This is a genomic window from Galactobacillus timonensis (assembly GCF_900240265.1).
GTDB lineage: Bacteria > Bacillota_I > Bacilli_A > Erysipelotrichales > Erysipelotrichaceae > Bulleidia > Bulleidia timonensis.
The window spans coordinates 941309-963903 of record NZ_LT964739.1; the positions used below are offsets into that span (position 1 = coordinate 941309).

The window sequence follows — 22595 nt, forward strand, 5'->3', positions numbered from 1 at the left end:
TTCTTTATGATGACTCAGTCCATCAGAGACTGAGAGATCATCCATACTGCCTTGCTTGCGGACTCGATGACATCATCCATCTTTGCCGAAACAAGTGCGCTGCCTTCACGGTCAGCCGTCGCTTTGACGCCTTCCGCCAGCTTGGCGATCAGTGCGAAGTCATCACGAACCACCGGCAGAAGCTCGCTGGCACGTACATAGACGTCGCCGCCTTCCGTTACCTTGGAGAGTTCCATGAACTCCTTTAGCGTCGAAACGGGCTTGCCGCCGATCATCAGCAGCGCCTCCGCTACTTCATCGATCTCTTCCTTGACTTCGTCATAGTAGGATTCCAACTGTGCATGAACCGTGAAGAAGGCATGTCCCTTCACGTACCAGTGGTAGGACTGCAGCTTGTGGTAGAAAACCTCAAGTGTGCTGAGCAGCTCGTTCATCGAAGCATTTAATGTATTTGTGTTAGTCATGTATCTATATCTCCTTTCAGGAACTTTCGTTCCTTCTCTTTCTTTTGATAGTTACATAATATTGTGAAAAACGGGCTCATAATAGCAAGATAACACTCATAATTTGCATTATCTGCCAGCACCTGTTTTTAAAGCTTGGCTATTAACACAATTTATTAGATGATGATCTGTTTCTTTCGGTATTTATCGCTATAAATTAATAAAAAATTGCATTTTCTTCCCTGAAATATTGTTTTTGTGCAAAAATAAATGTATGACAAATACAAATGAAGAAAACCTCTCCTTCGGCAATCTGCCGGTATATCTGGAGAATAAGGAAATATGTTCCGTCGATCCGCATCCGGAGCTGGCACACTGGCACGATATGCTGGAGCTGATCCAGGTCGAAAGCGGAGAGATGCACTGTCATGTGAATGAATCGGATTTCCTGTTAAAGAAGGGAGATATCTGTATCATCAACCAGGATCAGGTTCATCACGTTTACAGTACGGAAGAAAAGCCGTGCAGCGCTCATACGCTGACGGTGAATCCGATGATGCTCGCATCCATTCACGATATGTACAATGAGCTGATTGTGCCGGTGATCAGTGACGGAGATTTTACGCATATACGCATGAACGGGCGCAACAGTCATGCCAGAATGATTTCCAATCTGATGGATGAACTGAAGCAGCTGGGCGAAGAAAAGCCGGCAGGCTATGAGCTGCAGGCGCTGGCATATGTATCGATGATTCTGCGGCAGGTGTATCTGGTGCATCAGAACGAGCCGCTGGAACAGGAACATGATGACGATCTTCGTCTGCAGAAGAAGATGACGACCTATATCTATGAACATTATGCGGACCATATTGGTCTCGATGACATTGCGGCTTCGGCGGGGATCAGCCGTTCCAAGTGCGGCTCTGTCTTCAGTAAATATGCGTCGACGTCGCCGATTGATTTTCTGAACTCCTATCGTCTGGAGATGGCGGCGGCGATGCTAAGAAATACAAAGGATCCGATTGCGTCGGTGGCCTTTGCCTGCGGCTTTTCGCAGCAGAGTTATTTCAACCGTATGTTTTTAAGAGAATATGGCGTGACTCCCAAAACGTACCGCACTTCCGGCATGCAGGCATAACAGGTTAGCAATATCCGCCTGCGCCGTTAGAAACCGCTGCCCGAAAGCATGGCTGCCTGAAAAAAATATAGAAAAAACAGAAGCAGACAACGGAGCGGGCGATGAAAAAGATAATGACTGTACTGATGCTGGGGGCGCTGATCCTGCCCCTGAAGGAAGCGGAACCTGACGATTCACTGAAGAAACGGAAGGGTCTCCAAAATCCTTGGGGGAGTGAAGTTTGGGGGAGCACTTTGGGGGACCGTCTGAATTCAACTTTGGGGGACCTGGTTTTTACTGCATTCAACGTCCTACCGAAGGATCTCAAAAGACAATCCAGAGGTGTCANGGGTCTCCAAAATCCTTGGGGGAGTGAAGTTTGGGGGAGCACTTTGGGGGACCGTCTGAATTCAACTTTGGGGGACCTGGTTTTTACTGCATTCAACGTCCTACCGAAGGATCTCAAAAGACAATCCAGAGGTGTCAGTAACTTCGAATACACCCGCAACAGAATCCTTTGGGCAACACGTGAGCAGACATCCATGCTTGCCGTGCCTCGCATCCGTGAAGACGTTCATACGTTCACAGGAAAGAAGCGCGGACCATACAGAAAGCAGAACCGCGAGCAGGAAAACTCATTAGATAAATAAAACGTAGGAACGTCGTTGAAACAGTACGCCTGCCAGTTCGCTGACAGAGGAATCATTTCTACTGTCACGCTGCCCCACAAGAAAATCCGGAAGCCCAAAGTCATATTACTGTAACTCTGGTAAATTCCGGATTTTTCATTGCAGGGTCATTTCAGGGCTTCTCCCCCAAAGTGTCCCCCAAAGTTAACAGGCCATCTCCCCCAAAGTCTCCCCCAGAGTTTTTGGCTTCTCCCCCAACTTTTTTGGAGAGCCAACGGAATTGATCAGCAGACAGAAAAGAAGGGTCGTGAGAAACGGCCTTTCTTTTGTAAAGGGATGAATGCGATAGTGTATTTGTCAATTATTTTTGCTGATCCAATACTGATTTTCTGATCTTATATTTTGCACTTGTTCTAACTGTTCTGTCACCGGGACTCTTTCAGGTTCAGCCGCTCAATCAAAGCATCCTGAAGGACTCTTGAAAAATTGATTCCGGCTGCTTCTGCTTCATCATTCAACCAGGATGGAATGGTGCAGTTTTTCTTGACGGCTCTTGTATCGTGCTTCTTTCTGTAATCCTCGGTATCTATATCAACCGGAACGATAGTCCCGGTTGAAAACTTAAAGTCGGAGTCATCGGCTTTTTCTTCGGTAATTCTTCGCGCAGCCTCAACATTTGAAGGATTAGGAAGCTTACGTTCAAGACTGATTGTGCCGAGCAGATCACGAGCCATATAGATCGCCTCATAAAAGGATGATCCCTCGGTGTAATGATCGATATCAGGAATGTAAACGAGATACTTTGAACCATGCGGCTGAATAAATACTGGATAAACTGATTTCATAAACTGAAAATGATAAGCGTACAGGAAAGCGAGTCTTATTTTAACCCCCACTTTCTTAGGATCTTTCTTGCAAGCAATTCATCTATTTCGCTATGTCCTGGAATGGTTTCTGAGAAGGATAAAACCCGCTTGCTCAAGTTTCCTGATTAAGTCTTTGCGCTTCATCTTTCCTCTTTGGTTATATTATACGTATAAAATACGCATCGCAAACAATTAATGCGTATTTAATGCGCAATTTGGTACTGATTTATATTTTTCTATCCGCTGATGCGGAGCGTGTCAGCCGGCGCCGGTGTTTCTTTCCAATGAAAAAGCAGGCTTCTTCCGCCTGCGGATCCGTATCAGAATCATGGGGGATAAGGGACTCGAACCCTTACCCTTGCGGATCAGTTCCTAAGACTGACGTGTCTGCCAATTCCACCAATCCCCCGCTGTCAAATGCCAATGAATTATAGCATGCAAAGGTTTATGATAAAGGCATGAGTGAAAATTCAATCGTACATGAACAATTAAAAGAAGCTGCGGCTGCCTTTCTGAAGGATGGTGGGCAGGTGCAGTACCGTCTTCTGCAGGAAGAGGTGTTTCGTCTGATTCAAAGGAATGCGCCGGTACTGATCAATGGCATTCCGCTGCCGAAGGAGGATCAGGTGGATCCGATGGGGGTTACGGGGCCGGATGGATTATTCTATGCCATTATCTTCACGTCGCTGGATGATCTTGAGGCGTCGAAGCAGGATGAGAATCCTTCGGCGGTCTATATCCGTGATCTGATCAAGAGTATGTTTCTGAATCAGAAGTGCGGCGGCATCGCTATTAACTATGTTCCCAATGAGCGTACGCCTCTGATTGCGAAGCAGGTTCTGCTGAAGCTGTTTGATGAATCGCTGCGGCAGGAAAAGGCGGAACAGGACAGCGGCCGTCAGGATACGAAAAAATAACAGGAGAGAAAGAAAATGGCGGATCCATGGATGATCCGCCTGAATTTTTAATTGTTATTTTTTGATGTTGTGCTTGTTCATCTTTTCGTCGAAGATGGCGGTGATGATCTTCCGAAGCTCTTCCCGCTCCTTTTCCGGGATTTCGCCCGGCTTTTTTGCGGCGGCGTAAAGTTCGGGATACTGCGCTGCGATGCGCTCGACTGTCTTGGTTGTCGCATGTTTGCGGACAAAGACGGGGATCTTCTTGATCCAGCCTTCCGGCACGAGGGCAAGTATCTTTTCGGCTGCTTCCCGGTCGCTGATTTCAGCAGTGGAAAGGCCGCTGTTGATCTGTTTCTGTTCCTTTTCTGTAAAGTCGTTCAGTTCCATATGTGATCTGTATTCTCCTTAAAATGCTCAGCAGACGTAGGCCATGAAATATGGCAGCTGCTTTCTCCACCATGGCCAGTCGTGGGCGACGTCATAGCCCCAGAAGTCAACCCATGCCGGAATGTTCTTATAGGAGAACAGTTCCTTCATGCGGGCTGCGTCCTCCTGCATCGGATGTTCCCAGGCACCTCTTCCGCAGCAGAGAATGATATCTCTGTCTCTGTACATATTGACATAGGGATGATCCATCGGCATGCCGTCGATATAGTCTACCGGCGAATTGGCATAGACCAGATCATCGAAGTAGTCCGGGAAGAAGAAGCGGGCATTGTATGCCCCGGAAAGTGCGATGCATCCGGAGAAAAGATCAGGCCTGCGAAGCAGAAAATTCAAGGCGTGGGTTCCGCCCATGGAACAGCCGGTTGTCAGCGGCATACGTCCATCGGGACTGATCTCCATGATGCGGGGCACAAGCTCCTCTGTTATGTAGCGGACATAGGCTTCCTGGGCCTCGATGCGTGCACGCTGGTCCGGGTTCATGGAGCTCCATGAATTGTCGTCATTGCAGTCGCAGCAGAAGACCTGGATGCGGCCGGCTTCGATGTAATCCTTGATGCAGTCGATCATGCCGTTGTTTTCGAAGTCATAGAAGCGGCCGGACTGACTTGGGAAGGCGAGGACGGGTTTGCCGTCGCTTCCGTAGACCTTGAATTCCATGTCACGGCTAAGATTATGGCTGTATTCCTTAAAGTACTGCGTATTCACTTCTTTGTTCCTGTGCTTTCCTTTTTCTGAGGTTCCGGCTGCTTCGGCTTATCGACATGTTTCTCATAGACGAAACGGACGAAATCCTTCATTTCTTTCTCGTCTGCGAATCTTGCGATGTAGAACTCGTCGCCCAGATCGTTGCGCAGAATGAACGGCATCGTATCATGCATGCAGATGTTCTGACCGTAGCGGCGGTACACATCCGCCATCGAATGCTCATAGCGAAGCTCACTGCGCTTACCAACGTAGACGCAGAAGTAGGGGCGGTTTGTTTTGACCGGCTCCGTGTCGCCCATGGCCATGGATGCGTATGCGCCGTAGATGTTGATATCGTTGGCGAAGTTCATCATGTCGGTGGTATAGCCTCCGGGTGGACGCATATTGACTTCGAGGCCGACGAGGCCTCCTTTTTTGCCAAGGCCGGGTTTGTCTTCGCTGAGGCGGAAGTATTCGGTATGGAAGAAGCGGCCCTTGATGCCGAAGGCGTGGATGACCTTTTCGCCGATCTCTTTCAGATCCTGGGGGACCTGGCGTACGCTGTAGTACCAGCTTTCGCCGCTTGCCAGGACGACATCCATGATTGGTACCGGGAAGATGTGGCTCGTTTCGAAGATGATATCTCCGTTCTGGTCCGTGATGCCGTCAAAGGACTGAATGTAGCCGGGGACATATTCTTCCATAATGTACTGGATGCTGCGCGGTACGCTGTAGAATTCTTCCAGCTCTTTGTTGTTGGAGATTTTCCAGGTGGCACTGGCGCCGACGCCGCTGTCCGGTTTTACGATGACAGGGAAGCCGACTTCTTTAATAAAGGCGCGGCCCTTTTCGAGCGTTGAGACAAGGTGCCAGCGCGCCGTCGGGCAGCCGGCTTCCTCGTAGTACTTCTTCATGCCAGACTTGGTCTTGAAGCGCATGACGGTATCCGACTTGTCGCCGGTCGTGATGTTGAAGTCGGTTCTGAGCCGCGCATCCTGCACGAGCCAGTATTCATTATTGCTTTCGAGCCAGTCGATTTTGCCGTGTTTATGCGCAAACCAGGCGACGGCGCGGTACATCTGATCATAGTCCTCCATGTTGGTGACCTGATAGTACTCACTCAGTGCATCCTTCATCTGGCTGGACAGGTTGTCCCACGGCTCGTCGCCGATACCCAGTGCCGTCTGCCCCATCCGCTTCCATGCGAGAGGGAACTGATAATACGTTTCCGGGAAATTCGGAGAGATAAATACAAAATTAGCCATAAGCATCCCCCTTTTGATCCTTCTAAAATCGTATTGATTCTAGCATATAGAATGATTGTTGACGTTTGGATCGGGGACTGAAACCGTTTACGTGTGGAAAAAGAAGCGGCGCCTCCGGTTTCGCTGCATGATTCGTGAGATTCTTGAAATATGCATTTTAACGATTGAATTGAAAAAACAGATCTGTATAATAAAGACGTTCCTAATATCGTATATGCTTTCAGAAATGGTGAAGGCGTTTCTACCCCGCGGCCTATCTGCGGGACTACGGTCATCCCAAATATAGTTGACCAGAAGCTTCTATGTCTTGTGATTCTGAATCGATTCCTGTGACATCAGAAGCTTTTGCGTTTTTACTGTTTTTCGGGCATGCGATATCTGGGGAAAGAAAAGGGGACATTACATGTTTGAAAAGCTGTTCCACCTGGAAGCGAATCACACTACGGTAAAGACCGAACTGATGGCCGGCCTTACCACCTTCATGACGATGGTTTACATTCTGGCAGTCAACCCGTCCATCCTGAGTGCTTCCGGAATGGATGCCGGTGCCATCCTTACGGCTACGGCGCTGTCTTCTGCGATCGCCTGCTTCTGTATGGCTCTGTTTTCCAATAAGCCGTTCGCTCTGTCTGCGGGACTTGGTCTGAACGCATACTTCGCTTATACCGTATGCGGTGCTATGGGCTATCCCTGGCAGGTGGCGCTGGCGGCCGTTTTTGTTGAAGGTATTGTCTTCATCATTCTGACGTTGACCAATGTCCGTGAGGCGATCTTCAATGCGATTCCGGCGCAGCTCAAGATTGCGGTATCGGTTGGTATCGGTCTGTTCATTACATTCATCGGTCTTCAGAACGGTCATGTGATCGTTGACGGTTCGACGCTGGTTACGCTGTTTTCCTTCAGCTCTTCGCTGGCGAACGGTACGTTCAATACGGAAGGCATCACCGTTATTCTGACGCTTGTCGGTACACTGATTACGTTTACGATGCTGGTAAGAGGCAGAAAGGGCTACATGCTCTATGGCATTCTGATTACCTGGGTTCTTGGTATCCTGTGCCAGCTCACCGGTATCTATGTTCCGGATCCGGCCAATGGTTTCTATTCCGTTATTCCGACGGCATTCGTTTCGGCTCCGGCTTCGCTGGCTCCGACATTTATGCAGATGGACTTCAGCTACATTGCTTCGCATACGCTGGACTTCCTGGTCGTTGTCTTCGCGTTCGGCTTCGTTGATATCTTCGATACGCTGGGAACGGTCATCGGCTGCGCAAGCAGAGCGAACATGCTTGACAAGGATGGCAAGCTCGAGGGCATGAAGGGTGTTCTGCTCGCTGACGCCGTTGGTACGACGGTTGGTGCGTGCCTTGGTACTTCGACGGTTACGACGTTCGTTGAGTCTTCTTCCGGTATCAATGAGGGTGGCCGCACGGGTCTGACTTCCTGCACGGTCGGTGTTCTGTTCCTTGCGTCGCTGTTCCTGTCGCCGCTGTTCCTGACGATTCCGAGCTTCGCTACGGCGCCGGCTCTGATTGTTGTCGGCTTCCTGATGGTTGAGCAGGTTGCGAAGATTGACTGGACCGATTATTCTACGGCTGTTCCGTGCCTGATCTGCTTCACGATGATGGCATTCTCCTACAGCATTTCGGATGGTATTGCATATGGCATCATGAGCTATACGCTGCTCAATCTGATCCTTGGCAAGGGCAAGAATATTTCCGGTCTCATGTATGTGCTGACGGTTCTCTTTGTTCTGAAGTATTTCCTGATCTGATCGGCATCAACAATTAAATATAAAAGGCAGCCCCACAGAAGCGGAATCTCTTCGCCCCCCTGTGAGGCTGTTTTTCTAAGGTTTCTCTCCGGTTATTCAGTTTCTTACAGCTTCGAGATCTCGTAAATATTTCGGTTCTCTAGTTTGATATAAGATATAGCTCAAGTTTTGTAGTAAAAATGGCGCATCCCGCATAATGATGGGACTTGCGCCATTTTTTCTGTGTGGTGATATGGATTATATTTTGGGTCAGAGAATTAACACAAATGCGCCAATTATACCTTACCTATGCGCATGACCAGATTGGTCAGACACTGTCTGACCAATTCAAGGATCTCCCTGCAGTGAGTACAGGACAGAAGTTTGTACTTAGCTGGTCGCATTACCTGAAGCTAATGAGAATTGACAATGTGAATGAACGTCACTTCTATGAAATTGAGGCTGCAAAAAACAACTGGAGTTTGCGCGAGCTGAACCGGCAGTACGACAGTGGTTTGTATGAGAGACGAGCGCTAAGCACAGACATAGAAGGAATGCGCAAACTGGCCGAAAAAGGTCAGATAATCGAAAGATCGTCGGATGCAGTTAAAGATCTATATGTGCTTGAATTTTTAGAAATGGAAGAAAAGGCGTCTTATTCTGAAAGTGATCTTGAATCGCATTTAATTGATAATCTGGAGAAATTTCTACTTGGTGCTGGTTATACGTTTGTTGCACGCCAGAAGCGGTCCACATTTCATGAAGACCATTTCCGAGTAGATCTGGTTTTTTACAATCGCTTGATACAATGCTTTGTGCTTTCGGCATCAACAATTAGATATAAAAGGCAGCCCCACAGAAGCGGATCTCTCCGCCCCCTGTGAGGCTGTTTTTCTAGGGTTTTGTTTGTTGTTCGTGTTCTATGTTTCGCCCGTCAGTGCACCTGCTCAAACTGTGCATGATAGAGCTGGGCGTAGAAACCGTTTCTGGCAAGCAGCTCTTTGTGTGTGCCCTGCTCCATGATCTGACCGTGATTCATGACGATGATCTGATCCGCATTCTGAATGGTTGACAGACGGTGGGCGACGATGAAGCTTGTACGGCCCGACATGAGACGGTCAAAGGCTTCCTGCACCTGCAGCTCCGTGCGTGTATCGATGCTGGAGGTTGCTTCGTCGAGAATGAGCATCCGCGGCTTTGCCAGCATGACGCGGCTGATGCACAGCAGCTGCTTCTGTCCCTGAGAGAGGTCATCGTCACGTACCGGCGCATCCAGGCCGTTGGACATCTTTTTAATGAACTCCCAGCTGTGCGACTCTTTGGCGGCAGCGATGATTTCTTCTTCCGTCGCATCGGGACAGCCGAAGGCGATGTTTTCACGCACTGTCGCTTCCTTGAGCCACGTGTCCTGCAGCACCATGCCGAAGTTCTGACGCAGCGAGGCGCGGGAAGCAGCTTTGGTATCCTGTCCGTCGATGGAGATCGTACCGCCGTTGACATCGTAGAAGCGCATCAGCAGATTGATCAGCGTCGTCTTGCCGCAGCCGGTGGGCCCGACAATAGCCGTCAGCGTACCGGGCTTGGCATGGACCGTAAAATCTTGAATCAGCGGCACATCCGGCCGGTATGAGAAGTTCACATGCGACAGATCAACAGCACCCTGTGTCACCGTCAGAGCGTTGGCGGAATCCGGCGTCTCATCCTCCTCATCCAGAAGCGTGAAGATGCGGTCGGCGCAGGCCAGCGAATTCTGCAGTTCCGTAATCACGGAACTGATGTCATTGAACGGCTTCATATACTGATTGGCGTAGGAAAGCAGAACCGTCAGACCGCCAACCGTCAGCGTACCCTTCAGAATATGCGAAGCACCGATCCAGGCAACGGCCGCATAGATCACATTATTGACGGCGCGTGTCGACGGGTTGGTCAAAGAGCTGAAGAAGATGGCTTTGATGGAGTCTTCGCGCAGCTCCTTGTTCAAAGAAGAGAAGCGCTGCGAAGCCCTCTCCTGATACTGGAAGGCCTGCACCGTTTTTTCTGCCGAGATCATTTCGTTGATCAGCGCCGTCTGCCGGCCGCGTACCTCTGTCTGTTTGTGGAACATCGTATAGGAGCGGGAGGCGATGAACCTTGCGACAAAGAAGCTCAGCGGCGTCAGAGCGACGACCAGCAGCGAAATCATTACATCTGTCTGGAACATGAAGATCAACGTCACCGCAATTGTCACGATGCCGGAGAACAGCTGCGAAAATCCCAGCAGCAGACCGTCCGACATCTGATCGGTATCGGCAATGATGCGCTGCACCAGGTCTCCGCTGCTCTGAGCGTCCAGCGTCGAAAGCGGAAGGTGCTGAATCTTGCGGATCGCCTTTGCCCGGATATCCTGAATGGTCCTATAGCAGAGACGGTTGTTTACAAGATTCATGATCCAGGTAATGGCAGCCGTAATTAACAGAAGAATCAGAATCCGGATCAGAATCGTACCGATCGCCGTAAAGTCAACGTTCTTCGGCCCGATGATGTAATCAATCGCCCGCCCGAAGAGAATCGGAATATACAGCTGCAGAATCGCAGAGATACCGGCCGACAGGAAACTAACAACGACCCAGAGCCTGTACTTTGCGATGACTTTGAGCAGACGTGTCAGTGTGCTTGCATGTTTCTTCTGCTTCATGCGGCGGCCTCCTTTCCGTTTGCCGTATCCGGCGTCTGGGAACGATAAATCTCCTGATAGACGGAACAGCTTTTCAGCAGCTGCTCATGGGTTCCGATCCCCGCGAGCATGCCATCGTTGAGCACCAGAATCTTATCGGCGCTGCGAACGCTGGACACACGCTGCGAAACGATGAAGACGGTACGCTGACCAGCCAGGGAGCGGATCGCCTGACGCAGATGCAGATCCGTCGCAAAGTCGAGGGCACTTGCCGAATCATCGAGAATCAGAATCGAAGGATTCTTTACCAGGGCACGGGCAATGGTGAGCCGCTGCTTCTGGCCGCCCGAGAGGTTGCGTCCGTTCTGCTCGAGCATCGCATCCAGGCCGCCCTTCTTGCCGTCGACGACTTCCTTTGCCTGCGCCGTGATCAGTGCCTGGTTGATCTCTTCGTCTGTTGCGCCGGGGTTGCCAAGCTTGAGATTGTCGCGGATCGTTCCTTCAAAGAGCGTTGCTTTCTGGGGAACGATGCCGATCTTCTGCAGAAGATCATTTTGAGGCCAGTCTTTGACGTTGACGCCCTGGACCGATACGGTGCCGCTGCCGGCGTCATAGAAGCGGGGAATGAGATTGACCAGCGTACTTTTCCCCGATCCGGTAGGACCGATGATGCCGATCGTCTCGCTGGCGGCGGCAGTGAAGCTGATGTCACTCAGCACATTGGCGGCGCCGGCGGAATATGTGAAGCTGACGTGATCGAAGGATACTGCCGGAGCATTCGGGTCCGGTGCTTCTTTCATGGCCTCTGCCCAGGTCTGGGAAGGTTTCAGTTCCAGCGTATGCTCGACGCGGTCGGCGCAGGCGATGGAACGGTTCAGCGTAATAATGAGAGACGACAGCTTCAGCAGCTCCACAATCATCTGCGCCATATAGTTGTAAAGGGCGACGACATCACCCTGGGCCATGGAACCCAGATTTACCTGAACGGCACCCTGGCGGATCAGGAAGATGGCCGCAATGTTGATCATGGCATAGGAAGCCGGATTCAGCAGCGCCGCAATTTTGCCCACAAACTCATTGAGCTTCGTCAGCGCTTCGCTCTTGTCGTCGAATTCTTTGACTTCCCTTTCTTCGGCCCGGAAGGCGCGGATAACACGGACACCGGTCAGGTTTTCGCGGGTCGTGGTCGTAAGGGAATCGAGTGCGCGCTGCGCCTTTTCATAGAGCGGGATGCAGGTCCGCATAATCCAATAGAAAACAATCCCCAGCAGCGGCACCGCAATCAGGAAGATAAGGGCACACTGCACATTGAGCGTAAACGCCATAATGACGGAGCCGAACACAATGAACGGGCTGCGCAGCAGCAGGCGCAGGCCCATGTTGAGACCGGTCTGAACCTGGTTGATATCGCTGGTCATGCGGGTGATCAGCGTGTCACTGCCCTGTTTGTCCAGATCCGCATAAGAAAGATGCTGAATATGGTCAAAGAGCGCCTGACGCACGTCACTTGCGAAGCTGACGCTGGCATTGGCCGCAAACCACTGCGCAACGAAGGAAAAGCCCATGCCTGCCGCCGCAAGAATGATCAGGATCCAGAACTGCTTCACAAATACCGAAGGATTGTTTCCGGCGACGCCATCGTTGATAATGGCGGCGACAGCGATCGGAACCATCAGATCCATCAGCGCTTCCAGCAGTTTGAACAATGGCGCCAGTACCGCCTGTCTGCGGTAGGGCCGCAAATATGGTTTCAGCAGGGGAAACCGCCCGTTTTTTCGATTACTCATATCATCTATATCCCGGCCCTCATCTTAGCATCGCCACTATAGTGAAGGAATCACAAATTCCGCCATTTCGCACCCTTTTCGAAAACGAAAGATGGGGAAAATGCTATGCTGTAGATAGGGATTTTCATTGCAGGAAGGAATAAATCGTATGGTTTCCAAGAAAACAAAGGATTCTGTATTTCTGACGCAGTATGATCGCTATCTTTTTAATGAAGGGCGCAACTATAAAATCTATAAGAAAATGGGTGCACATCCGGCCGTCGTGGACGGCGTCAGAGGGATGCACTTTGCGGTCTGGGCCCCGCATGCCCAGCGGGTATGCATCGTCAGTGACCGCAATGGCTGGAACAGCGACGAAGATAATATGAAGCTGCTGGAGACCAGCGGTATCTGGGAAGGCTTTGTCCCGGATATGGGGCTGGATGAGAATTACAAGTTCGCCATTCATACGCGGGATGGCCGTGTTTTTCTGAAGGCGGATCCGTATGCGTTCCATGCGCAGCTGCGTCCGGATACGGCCAGTGTGACAGCGGACATTGACGATTATCCGTGGCAGGATGGCCGGTGGATGAAGACACGGGCGGCGCAGAATACATATTCCGCGCCGATGGCGATCTACGAATGCCACCTCGGCTCCTGGAAGAAGCGGGGCGAGGGTGAGAGTGATTTTCTGACATATCCTGAGCTTGCCCGTGAGCTGGCGGATTACTGCAATTACATGGGTTATACGCATGTGGAGCTGATGGGAATTGCGGAGCATCCGTTTGACGGATCCTGGGGCTATCAGGTGACGGGCTACTATGCGCCGACGAGCCGCTATGGTTCGCCGCGTGAGTTTATGTATATGGTGGATTATCTTCACCAGCACGGGATCGGTGTGATTCTGGACTGGGTGCCGGCACACTTCCCGAAGGATGCGTTCGGTCTCGCTGATTTTGACGGTGAGCCGCTGTATGAGTATCCGGACAAGCGGATGGGTGAGCATCCGGACTGGGGAACGAAGATCTTCAACTATGGAAAGAATGAGGTGAAGAATTTCCTCATCGGCAATGCCCTGTACTGGTATGACGAATATCACATTGACGGTCTGCGCGTGGATGCGGTCGCTTCGATGCTGTATCTGGATTACGGGCGCAAGGCCGGGGAATGGGTGCCGAACAAATACGGCGGCAACGGCAATCTGGATGCGGTCGAGTTCTTCAAGCATCTCAATTCCGTGATCCGCGGCCGCAACGACGGCACCATCATCATCGCCGAGGAGTCCACAGCCTGGCCAAAGGTGACGGAGAAGCCTGAGAACGATGGCCTTGGCTTTACGTATAAGTGGAATATGGGCTGGATGCACGATTTCCTGGACTACATGAAGCTGGACCCGTATTTCCGCAAAGACAATCACAATAAGATGACCTTCGGCATGAGCTATGCGACCAGTGAGAAGTTCATTCTCGTTCTGTCGCACGATGAGGTTGTGCATCTGAAGTGTTCGATGATCAACAAGATGCCCGGCTACGAAGCGGACAAGTTTGCGAATCTGAAGTGCGGCTATCTGTTCATGTTCGGTCATGCGGGCAAGAAGCTGCTGTTCATGGGCCAGGACTTTGGTCAGTCGCATGAATGGGATGAAAAGAAGGAGCTGGACTGGTGGGAGTGCGATAAGCCTCTGAACCATGATCTGCAGAATTATTTCCGTGATCTTCTGCATCTGTACCGGAAGTATCCGGCGTTCTATGATCTGGATGATTCGTGGGACGGTTTCCAGTGGATCAATGCGGATGATAATACGCGGTCGATCTTCTCCTTTGTGCGCCGCGATCGTACGAAGGAAAATTCGCTGCTGTTCGTAATCAACTTTACGCCGGTTGCGCGTGATGACTATATGGTCGGCGTTCCTGAGAAGGGAACGTATGATCTGCTGTTCAATGAACACGGTCTTCTTGAAAAGCCGCAGCACTTCAAGGCTGCTGCCGGAGAGTGCGATGGGCAGCCGCTGCACGTGAGCTATCCTCTGCCTGCCTATGGCTGTGCGGTGTTCCGTTTCCATAAGCCGGTACACAAGAGTACAAAGAAGGAAACAACACCGAAGAAAAACGGATAAAATAGGCGGCATAAGCCGCAGGAATGCGGATAGAAACGAGGGGGAACGATGAATCAGGAAGCGATGCGGTGTCTTCTGTGTCCGGTTCCGATGTGCAGCACGAAAGGATGTCCGATCCATACACCGGTGCCGCAGGCAATGAAGCTGTACCGGGAAGGAAAGCCGGATGAGGCGGGAAAGCTGGTGTTTGATAACAATCCTCTTTCGGCGGTGACGTCGCGGATCTGTGACTGGCAGCGCTTCTGTTACGGGCATTGCGTTTTGAATGCGAAAAAGCAGCCGGTGCGCTGGTATGAAATTGAGCAGGAGATTTCGGCCGCTTACCTGAAGAATCATCATGAGACAAAGTCTCCGGAAACAATCGGTACGGCTGCCATCATCGGCGGCGGGCCGGCCGGTATTGCGGCGGCGATCCGTCTGGCAAGGCAGGGCGTCGCAGTGACGATCTACGATCAGATGGAGCGGGTCGGCGGGGTGCTGCGTTACGGCATTCCTGAGTTCCGTCTGGAGCGTACCTATGTGGACAGTCTGGAGCGGATTCTTCTAGAGCTCGGCGTCCACTTCGTGGGTCATACGAAGCTTGGCAGCGACTGTTCGCTGGACAGTCTGATGAAGCATTATGATGCGGTTCTGCTGGCGGCGGGCGCTGAGAAGGCGCGGACGCTGCGGATTCCGGGCGAGACGCGGCCGCATGTGTTCTATGCGGTGGAGTGGCTGAAGAAGCCGGATGCGTCGGTGCTTGGGGATCATGTGATCGTCATCGGCGGTGGCAATGTGGCAATGGACGCATGCCGTACGGCAAAGCGGATGGGACGCGACGTTCAGGTGTTCTACCGCAAGACATTCGAGAATATGCCGGCCAATCCGCTGGAGGTTGCGGAGGCGCAGAAGGAAGGTATTCCGTTCCATGTGTTCCAGGCGCCCGTCGAGGTGCGGGGACACAGCGTCGTTTTCCGTGATTGTGAAAATGATCAGGACGAACATGGCAAGACCGTGACCCGGATCCTCGATGGTACGGATCATGAGGTGAAGTGCGATACGCTGCTGGTTGCGGCGGGAGAAAGCGTGGACTACAGTCTCTTCGGCGATGTGAAGCCGCAGATGGATGAAAGAGGCTGGCTGAAGACAGGCGAACACGGAAAGATCGAAGGTCTTGCCAATGTGTTTGCGGCCGGGGATTTCCTGCTGGGTGCCAGGACGGTCGTTGAGGCTGCCGCAACCGGCAATCAGGCGGCCGACGGCATGCTTGAAGTAATCAGGAATAAGGCAAAGGAGGCATAACGATGGGTGAACTTTTGACTCAGCTTCGCAAGGAAAACATGCAGGCAATGAAGGATCACGATACGGTGAAGAAAGGTGTTCTGAGCCTGGTGATCAGTTCCATTGCGCTGGCGGAAAAGGAAGGCGGAAAGGTACTGACCAAAGACGAGGAACTGACCTATGTTCAGCGTGAACTGAAGCAGACGCGTGAGGCGCTGGCTGAGACGCCGGCAAGCCGCCAGGATCTGATCGATGAGACAAACAGGAAGATCGCGATTCTGGAAAGCTATCTTCCGAAGCAGATGAGTGAGGATGAGATCCGTGCTGCGATCGAAAAGATCATAGCTGAGAATAATCTGGAACCGGTCAAGAAGAGCCAGGGTGTGATCATGAAGTCGATGATGGCCCAGTACAAGGGAAAGATCGACGGAAAAATGGTGAGTAAGATCCTTGGCACGATTCTGAAGTGACATATTAATCGACAATTGACGCTGCGATTCATGGGGGATGCGAAGGCATTCCCTTTTTCATCCGATGTGTCTCGGACTTTACGATGCCTTCAGAAAAAGTGCATATAATAAGTAGGTTCTTATAAGGGGGAGTAGTTATGCAGTTGTTGATTTACATTACAAACCATGAAGATACGGTTCGCCCGATCATGGAAAAAATCGCCGCAAACGGAATCAAAGGTGCGACGGTCGTTGACTGTGAAGGGATGCTCAAGTCGCTGAACGAGGACAGTGTAGATGCGCCGGCGATTTTCGGTGGTCTGCGTCAGTTTGTCAATCCGGGCCAGGCAAAGAATAAGATGATGTTCATTCTGCTGAAGGATGAACAGATCCAGACGGTTGTGGATGCGATTCACGGGGTTGCCGGTTCTCTGCAGAAGCCGAATACGGGCATCGTGTTTACGGTTCCTGTCACGAGATGGGAAGTGACCAAGGCATGAATACGCTGTTCTATGTAGCAGTCGCCATGGTCGCCGGCCTGCTCATGACGCGGCTGACGCGTCTTGTGAAGCTGCCGAACGTGACGGCCTATCTGATTGCGGGCGTTGTGATCGGCCCCTATGTTCTGAAGCTCATGGATGCGGATACGGTTTCTTCGCTGAGCATCATCACGGAGGCGGCGCTCGGTTTCATCGCCTTCTCGATCGGTGATCAGTTCAAGAAGTCGACTCTGGTCGCCATTGGCAAGCCGGCTTTGATCATTACGGTTCTTGAGTCGGCAGGTGCTGTTGTTGTGACACTGGCGGTGACGCTGCTGCTTGGCTTTGATCCGGTTGTCTGCGTGATGCTGGCGGCACTGTCTGCTTCGACGGCACCGGCGGCGACGCTGCTGGTTGTGCGTCAGTACAAGGCGGCAGGACCTCTCACGAACATGCTGCTGCCGGTGGTTGCGGCGGATGATGGGACGGGTCTGATTGCGTATTCGATCTGCGTCAACGTTGCCCTTGGCATGATCAATCACAATCCGTTCTCGGTAACGAATACGATTCTGCTGCCGCTGCTGCAGATCGTTTTGGCGCTGGCGATCGGTGCGGGCCTTGGCGTTCTGCTGGCTTTGACGCACCGTTTCTTCCGTTCGCATACGAACCGGATGTCCTTTGTGATTGCGATGGTGTTCATTGCGCTTGGCATTGCGGATCGTCTGAGCCTTTCCAATCTTCTGATGTGTATGGCAATGGGCGCCGCCTATGTCAATCTAAGCAATGATGCGGAGCGGGTCCTTGGTTGCATCGATGACTGGACCTATCCCCTGTTCATGCTGTTCTTCGTACTGTCGGGTGCGTCGCTGAATGTGACGATCATTACGAAGGTTGGCCTGATTGGTGTGACGTATATTCTGACCCGTTTCGGGGGCAAGTTCCTGGGCTCCTGGCTGGGCGGTACGATTACGCATCAGCCGGCGGTGGTCAAGGACAATATCGGCTGGGCACTGATGCCGCAGGCCGGTGTCGCCATCGGTATGGCTACGATGGCTCTGCAGCAGCTGCCGCTTCAGTACGGGCAGCAGATTCAGACCGTTGTCCTGGCGGCGACGCTGGTGTATGAAATCATCGGTCCGCTGGCTACCAAGAGTGCTTTGAAGCGGGCTGGCGAAATTCACGCTGAGTAAGACCTGTCTGATGGAGGAATTGCGACGGAATGATCTTCTGCCGCAGTTCCTTTTTTCGTGGCGTAAGCCGGAAGGATACGATAGAGTGATAACTGTTGGGAGAATCTGTATGAGTGAAATGGAAATCAGTCAGGAACAGCAGCAGTTTCTGGAACGCTTCTTCACTGCCGCTGTAAATGTCTATGGAATGATCGATTTACGTACCCTTTGGAACGTATACATGTCCATTAAGATGAGTGGAAATACGGAGATCGTTCCACTGCACCGTTCGACGATGCTGGCGTACATCGATGAGGCATCCTCCTCTTCCCATCCCTGGAGAGTGATGGAAATCAATGAACTGGAGCCGGAAGAGACTCCGGAGGAAATGAAGCGGGTGCTGGTTGAAAGCGGCATCGGCAATCATACGGCGAAGGATCTTGATCTCTACCATTCGGTGATTGCGGCCCGCAGGGGAAAGAAAGTATCGGTGCCGGAGGATTTCTTCAGCTATGCACAGTTTCTGCGCAATCGTCAACAGGAGGATCTGATTCTGTTTCTGATGAACCTGAAGGTAAGTGCTGTGGAAATCAGTGACGTCAGGGATCCGGATCATAAGATCGCGACCGAAAATCGCGGCAGCCGTCTGCAGGATCTGACCTTTGCTACGGTGGAGGTGAAGAACTGGTTCGGTGATCATGGGCCTGGCGCTGTGGAGGAACGTCCGGGTGGGCCGGCTGTGCTTCTGTTCAATACGGTGGACTGGTCGATGCGCTCGGGCTACCTTACGCCGGAAAAGAGTCTGAACTATCTTGCGGATGCGCTGCAGCTGATGGGAATTGTTCTTTCGAAGAAGGATGCGCGTGAACTGCACCGGCTCTTCAGTGACTTTGCCCGTGTGACGCCTCTGTGGAGGGAATGGGGCGCTTCTGCAAAGGATCTGCAGGAAACAGGAAACTGAGCAGTGGAAAAATAACGAGTGAAAGAAAAATCCGTCAGGAACCGCAGCAGTTTCTGGAAACATTGTTAACGGCCGCTGCCAATGTCTATGGAGACATTGATCTTTCTTCGCTGTGGGATATTCAGGTCAATACTCCTGGTAAATATGCCTGCATATACAATCCGGACTACAGGCAGTTATGACAAATACAGAAGTACAGTTGGGAAGCGGAAGAGATGGTACGCAGCCCGACTTTTTCTATGCTCTGGCCAGCGTTGCAAAAGACGAGGGAAAATATGATCAAGATCAAAAAAATCCATGAGCTTTGGAGGACGCGTATGGAACTGCCAAGGAAACAATATTTAGAGAAACTGATTCGAAAGAAAGACAACGGCCGGATTAAAGTGATCACCGGTATCCGCAGGTGTGGGAAGTCATATCTGTTGTTGAATCTGTACCGCACTTACCTGCTGGAAACCGGGGTGAAAGAAGACCAGATTATTTCACTTGCATTGGATGAACTTCAAAATGCGAGATACAGAAATCCTTTTGAGCTGGATCGATATATCAGGGAAAAGATCCGGAATTCCTCCATCAGATACTATGTGTTTATTGATGAAATTCAGTTTGTTGGGGAGGTGGCAAACCCGTATCTGAATGATCCGGATGAAAAAATCACATTCGTTGATACACTGCTTGGCCTGATGAAACTGGCGAACGTGGACATATATGTTACAGGCAGTAATTCAAAGATGCTTTCTACCGATATTTTGACCCAGTTCCGGGACAGGGCAGATGATATTCGTGTATATCCTCTTTCTTATGCGGAGTTTTATGATGCCTATGAAGGAGACAAGCGCAGGGCATGGCCCGATTACTATAGCTATGGCGGTATGCCGTATGTGCTGGCACTTACTTCACATGAAGAAAAAAGTGCGTATTTAAAAAGTCTCTTTGAGCGGACATATATTCGGGACATTCTTGAGCGGAATCATATCCAGAATGATACCAGCGTGCTGGAGGATCTTCTGAATATCCTTTCTTCCGGGATCGGATCGCTGAAAAATCCAACCAAGATCTCAAAAACATTCGCCTCTGAGAAACATTTGCAGATCAGCGAGCAGACGATTGAGAAATATATCGGTTATTTTATGAATGCGTTTCTGATTGATAAAGCAGAACGGTACGATGTAAAAGGAAGAAAGTATATTCATTCACCGATCAAATATTACTTTACAGACGTCGGACTTCGTAATGCGAGACTTGGGTTTTGGCAGATGGAAGAGACCCACCTGATGAAAAATGTCATTTTTAATGATTTGAAGCGCCGCGGCTTTGAGGTTGATGTGGGCGTTGTCCCATACAACACCCGGGACGAAAATAATAAGCATGTCGTGAACTACTCGGCTACAAGTAACCGAGCTTCAAAGTGGCACAAGCCACTTTTCTTTTTTCCTGTGTTTCCAGACTGTTAGGAATGTTTACGTATCTCACAGTCACCCATGAGGCGCGATGCATTCTGCTGTAGGTATTCTGCATGGTCTTGTGTTCTCCATGCAGTGATTTCAGGCTATCCCCGCTGTCCCAGCGGTTGTTATTACTCATATTTTCAGCATGTGCAGTAGATCCGCACCGCTTCATCTCTGATATTCAGTGCTGCATTTTCATCACGGTCATGAGGATGTCCGCAGTTAGGGCATGTCCACTCACGTACAGATAAATCTTTTGTGAGTTTGTGCAATGTCCCGCATTCATGGCACATCTGGCTGCTGGGAAAGAACTTTCCAACTTTGATGACGCGCTTTCCAGCCCTCTGTGCTTTATAAGCAAGCATGTTAGCAAACATTCCCCAACCTTTATCCCCAACAGATTTGCCGAAGTTCAACGACTGTGACATTGCCTTCATGTTCAGATCCTCTATTCCAACAATGTCGTAGGTATCCACCAACTGTCTTGACAGCTTATGCAATGCATCGCTGCGCTGATGCTTGGCTTTCGCACACAGCTTTGCGACTTTTACCCGCTGCTTATGATAGTTGGAAGATCCTTTCTTCATATGAGACAGTTTTCTCTGCTCTTTGGCAATTCTGTCCTGCATATCATGATATGGTTTGCCATAATCGATATGCTTACCGTTGGAATCGACATAAAAGTTGTGCATGGACATATCCAGCCCGATTGCATTGTCTGGATCAATGTCATGGTGTATCTCTTCATGCGGCACTTCGTACAGGAGCGAAAAATAGTATTTGCCATCAGGCTCATGCGTGACGGTAACAGACTTCAGTATACCGTCTGCTGGCACCGCACGATGTGCTCTGACTTTAATTTCTCCGCCAATCTTGGGAAGGGTGAGAAAGCCGGCTTTTCTTTTGCCCATCCGAAAACGCAGATTGGTTGCGCCTTTGGAGGCAATATTTGTTGTGTATGAATCGTAATGATCCGCTTTTCTTTTGAACTTTGGATAGGCAGATTTGCCATTGAAGAAGTTGTCGAATGCTCTATTAAGATGTAGATGCACGTTTGCAAGCGCAAGGGAATCGGCCTCCTTCAGCCATGGGCAGCACGACAGACGTTTATACCATGCAGGCGTCAGATTTAATGACTCGCCTGTCTGCTTATAACATGCAGATCGATCATCTAGCATGCGATTATACAGCCATCTGCAGGCGCCAAGTGTCTGGTTCAACGAATCCTTTTGAGCGGATGTCGGCATGCCGCAAAAGCGCAGTGCAATGCGATCAACATTTGCAGAGGCACACTGTCCAGGCTTTCTTTTCTTTGCATTTGTGCCATTCGACATACCTGCCGCTCCTTTCCAGTTAGCGTTGAACGTTCTGCTGATGGGCAATATAGCGTTTTACGTTTTCTTCGCTTGTAGATCCTATCGTTTCAATGAAATAAGATCCGTTCCACAGCTGGCCTCTCCATAATTGGTTTCTGAGCTCAGGATACAATTTGAACAGGCGCAGACCTGATGTCCCCTTCAGGTGCTTGACAATAAATGTAATTGACAGCTTTGGAGGAGCGGTCACAAAGCAATGCACATGATCTGCTTCACCAACCTCACACTGGTCGAGTGAGAAGCCATTCTCCACAGCCACATCGTGTAAGATCTGCCGCAATGACTTCTCAATATCAGGCGTCAGTACCTTACGCCGGTATTTGACACACCAGACAATGTGATAGTGGATGTTGTATACACAGGTACGCGCATGTATATACTTGTCGTCGTTCATACATATAGCATAGCGTAAAAGCTCATAAATGCCAATATGTCTGGTTACTATTTGACATTACATATAGTATTAAAAATGCCCGATTCATCTCCCATACAAGTAAGGGAGAATTCTCGGGCTATTTCTTAAAACAACTGGAGGTTGATTTCGCAGTCAATCGCGGAAATACGCGTTGTTATATTCAGTCTGCACTTTCTGCAGCGGATCCTGAAAAGAAAGCTCAGGAAACTGCTTCGCTTTTGCGCATTCCTGATTCGTTTCAGAAAATTGTTGTGGTCGGTAGTTATATAAATCCGTGGAAAGATGAGAATGGAATTTATTATATCGGTATAGAAGATTTTCTCTTGAATGAATTTTTGATTCATTCCTGATCTTTCTCCATTTTGCAAAGGGCAGAAGTATGCAGCGGGTACATTGTGTGAAG

General features: G+C 50.4%; 22 protein-coding genes, 1 tRNA gene and 1 riboswitch. Of the genes, 13 read left to right on the forward strand and 10 right to left on the reverse strand.

Annotated features, from left to right (window positions below; all coding sequences use genetic code 11):
- Positions 1–14 precede the first annotated feature (14 nt).
- Positions 15–464 carry a Dps family protein gene (locus C1714_RS04425; protein ID WP_102342055.1) on the reverse strand — a complete coding sequence of 150 codons (450 nt, stop codon included), beginning with the start codon at positions 462–464 and terminating at the stop codon, positions 15–17.
- Positions 465–717: 253 nt separating this feature from the next.
- Between C1714_RS04425 and C1714_RS04430 the strand changes: the two genes are divergently transcribed.
- Positions 718–1581 (forward strand): AraC family transcriptional regulator, encoded by an 864-nt coding sequence (locus C1714_RS04430; protein WP_102342056.1) that lies wholly within the window; start codon positions 718–720, stop codon positions 1579–1581.
- A gap of 1033 nt (positions 1582–2614) precedes the next feature.
- Here C1714_RS04430 and C1714_RS04440 read toward each other — a convergent pair.
- Together C1714_RS04440 and C1714_RS04450 are read right to left on the reverse strand one after the other, a co-directional pair.
- A complete protein-coding gene (locus C1714_RS04440; protein WP_102342058.1) occupies positions 2615–3034 on the reverse strand; it encodes a type II toxin-antitoxin system HicB family antitoxin in 420 nt (139 codons plus the stop codon).
- A gap of 350 nt (positions 3035–3384) precedes the next feature.
- A tRNA-Leu gene (locus tag C1714_RS04450) sits at positions 3385–3464 on the reverse strand.
- Between the two features lie 49 nt (positions 3465–3513).
- On the opposite strand from C1714_RS04450, the gene C1714_RS04455 reads away from it, so the two are divergent.
- Positions 3514–3972 (forward strand): SseB family protein, encoded by a 459-nt coding sequence (locus C1714_RS04455; RefSeq protein WP_102342059.1) that lies wholly within the window; start codon positions 3514–3516, stop codon positions 3970–3972.
- A 54-nt stretch (positions 3973–4026) separates the two neighbouring features.
- Here C1714_RS04455 and C1714_RS04460 read toward each other — a convergent pair whose 3' ends face one another.
- Genes C1714_RS04460 through C1714_RS04470 form a run of 3 tightly spaced genes read right to left on the reverse strand, consistent with a single transcriptional unit; the run spans position 4027 to position 6350 of the window.
- Positions 4027–4341 (reverse strand): hypothetical protein, encoded by a 315-nt coding sequence (locus C1714_RS04460; protein WP_102342060.1) that lies wholly within the window; start codon positions 4339–4341, stop codon positions 4027–4029.
- Between the two features lie 27 nt (positions 4342–4368).
- Positions 4369–5058 carry an esterase family protein gene (locus C1714_RS04465; protein WP_425349046.1) on the reverse strand — a complete coding sequence of 230 codons (690 nt, stop codon included), beginning with the start codon at positions 5056–5058 and terminating at the stop codon, positions 4369–4371.
- Positions 5059–5102: 44 nt separating this feature from the next.
- The gene (locus tag C1714_RS04470; RefSeq protein WP_135567883.1) at positions 5103–6350 is read right to left on the reverse strand and encodes an ATP-grasp domain-containing protein; all 1248 of its coding nucleotides are present in this window, start codon (positions 6348–6350) and stop codon (positions 5103–5105) included.
- Positions 6351–6538: 188 nt separating this feature from the next.
- Positions 6539–6638, forward strand: a riboswitch (purine riboswitch).
- A gap of 115 nt (positions 6639–6753) precedes the next feature.
- Here C1714_RS04470 and C1714_RS04475 point away from each other — a divergent pair.
- Together C1714_RS04475 and C1714_RS04480 are read left to right on the forward strand one after the other, a co-directional pair.
- Positions 6754–8121 carry an NCS2 family permease gene (locus tag C1714_RS04475; protein WP_102342063.1) on the forward strand — a complete coding sequence of 456 codons (1368 nt, stop codon included), beginning with the start codon at positions 6754–6756 and terminating at the stop codon, positions 8119–8121.
- Between the two features lie 227 nt (positions 8122–8348).
- Positions 8349–8984 (forward strand): PDDEXK nuclease domain-containing protein, encoded by a 636-nt coding sequence (locus C1714_RS04480; RefSeq protein ID WP_280952008.1) that lies wholly within the window; start codon positions 8349–8351, stop codon positions 8982–8984.
- Positions 8985–9034: 50 nt separating this feature from the next.
- Here the strand turns inward: C1714_RS04480 and C1714_RS04485 are convergent, their stop codons facing one another.
- Positions 9035–10774, reverse strand: coding sequence for an ABC transporter ATP-binding protein (locus tag C1714_RS04485; protein WP_102342065.1), 1740 nt, complete (start codon positions 10772–10774; stop codon positions 9035–9037).
- Positions 10771–12540 (reverse strand): ABC transporter ATP-binding protein, encoded by a 1770-nt coding sequence (locus C1714_RS04490; RefSeq protein WP_102342066.1) that lies wholly within the window; start codon positions 12538–12540, stop codon positions 10771–10773. Before C1714_RS04490 ends, C1714_RS04485 begins: the two co-directional genes overlap by 4 nt.
- A 148-nt stretch (positions 12541–12688) precedes the next feature.
- Between C1714_RS04490 and glgB the strand changes: the two genes are divergently transcribed.
- From glgB to C1714_RS04530, 9 genes are all read left to right on the forward strand, one after another.
- On the forward strand, positions 12689–14635 hold the full coding sequence (gene glgB, locus C1714_RS04495; RefSeq protein WP_102342067.1) for a 1,4-alpha-glucan branching protein GlgB: 1947 nt from the start codon (positions 12689–12691) through the stop codon (positions 14633–14635).
- 48 nt (positions 14636–14683) lie between these two features.
- Positions 14684–15916, forward strand: coding sequence for an FAD-dependent oxidoreductase (locus tag C1714_RS04500; RefSeq protein WP_102342068.1), 1233 nt, complete (start codon positions 14684–14686; stop codon positions 15914–15916).
- Between the two features lie 2 nt (positions 15917–15918).
- Entirely contained in the window at positions 15919–16365 is a 447-nt protein-coding gene (locus C1714_RS04505) for a GatB/YqeY domain-containing protein (protein ID WP_102342069.1), read from the forward strand.
- Between the two features lie 137 nt (positions 16366–16502).
- Positions 16503–16844 (forward strand): P-II family nitrogen regulator, encoded by a 342-nt coding sequence (locus C1714_RS04510; RefSeq protein WP_102342070.1) that lies wholly within the window; start codon positions 16503–16505, stop codon positions 16842–16844.
- A complete protein-coding gene (locus C1714_RS04515) occupies positions 16841–18013 on the forward strand; it encodes a cation:proton antiporter (RefSeq protein WP_102342071.1) in 1173 nt (390 codons plus the stop codon). The genes C1714_RS04510 and C1714_RS04515 overlap by 4 nt, the downstream gene beginning before the upstream one ends.
- 109 nt (positions 18014–18122) lie before the next feature.
- On the forward strand, positions 18123–18953 hold the full coding sequence (locus C1714_RS04520) for a hypothetical protein (protein WP_102342072.1): 831 nt from the start codon (positions 18123–18125) through the stop codon (positions 18951–18953).
- Entirely contained in the window at positions 18911–19135 is a 225-nt protein-coding gene (locus tag C1714_RS04525) for a hypothetical protein (RefSeq protein WP_102342073.1), read from the forward strand. The genes C1714_RS04520 and C1714_RS04525 overlap by 43 nt, the downstream gene beginning before the upstream one ends.
- Positions 19132–19254, forward strand: a complete 123-nt coding sequence (locus C1714_RS14550) for a hypothetical protein (RefSeq protein ID WP_280951991.1) — start codon at positions 19132–19134, stop codon at positions 19252–19254. Before C1714_RS04525 ends, C1714_RS14550 begins: the two co-directional genes overlap by 4 nt.
- A 16-nt stretch (positions 19255–19270) precedes the next feature.
- Complete coding sequence (locus tag C1714_RS04530; protein WP_102342074.1) at positions 19271–20407, forward strand: ATP-binding protein; 1137 nt, start codon at positions 19271–19273, stop codon at positions 20405–20407.
- Positions 20408–20541: 134 nt separating this feature from the next.
- On the opposite strand, the gene C1714_RS04535 is transcribed toward C1714_RS04530, so the two are convergent.
- Together C1714_RS04535 and tnpA are read right to left on the reverse strand one after the other, a co-directional pair.
- Positions 20542–21735 (reverse strand): RNA-guided endonuclease TnpB family protein, encoded by a 1194-nt coding sequence (locus tag C1714_RS04535; protein ID WP_210115252.1) that lies wholly within the window; start codon positions 21733–21735, stop codon positions 20542–20544.
- 19 nt (positions 21736–21754) lie between these two features.
- Positions 21755–22171, reverse strand: a complete 417-nt coding sequence (gene tnpA, locus C1714_RS04540) for an IS200/IS605 family transposase (protein WP_102342075.1) — start codon at positions 22169–22171, stop codon at positions 21755–21757.
- Positions 22172–22595 lie beyond the last annotated feature (424 nt).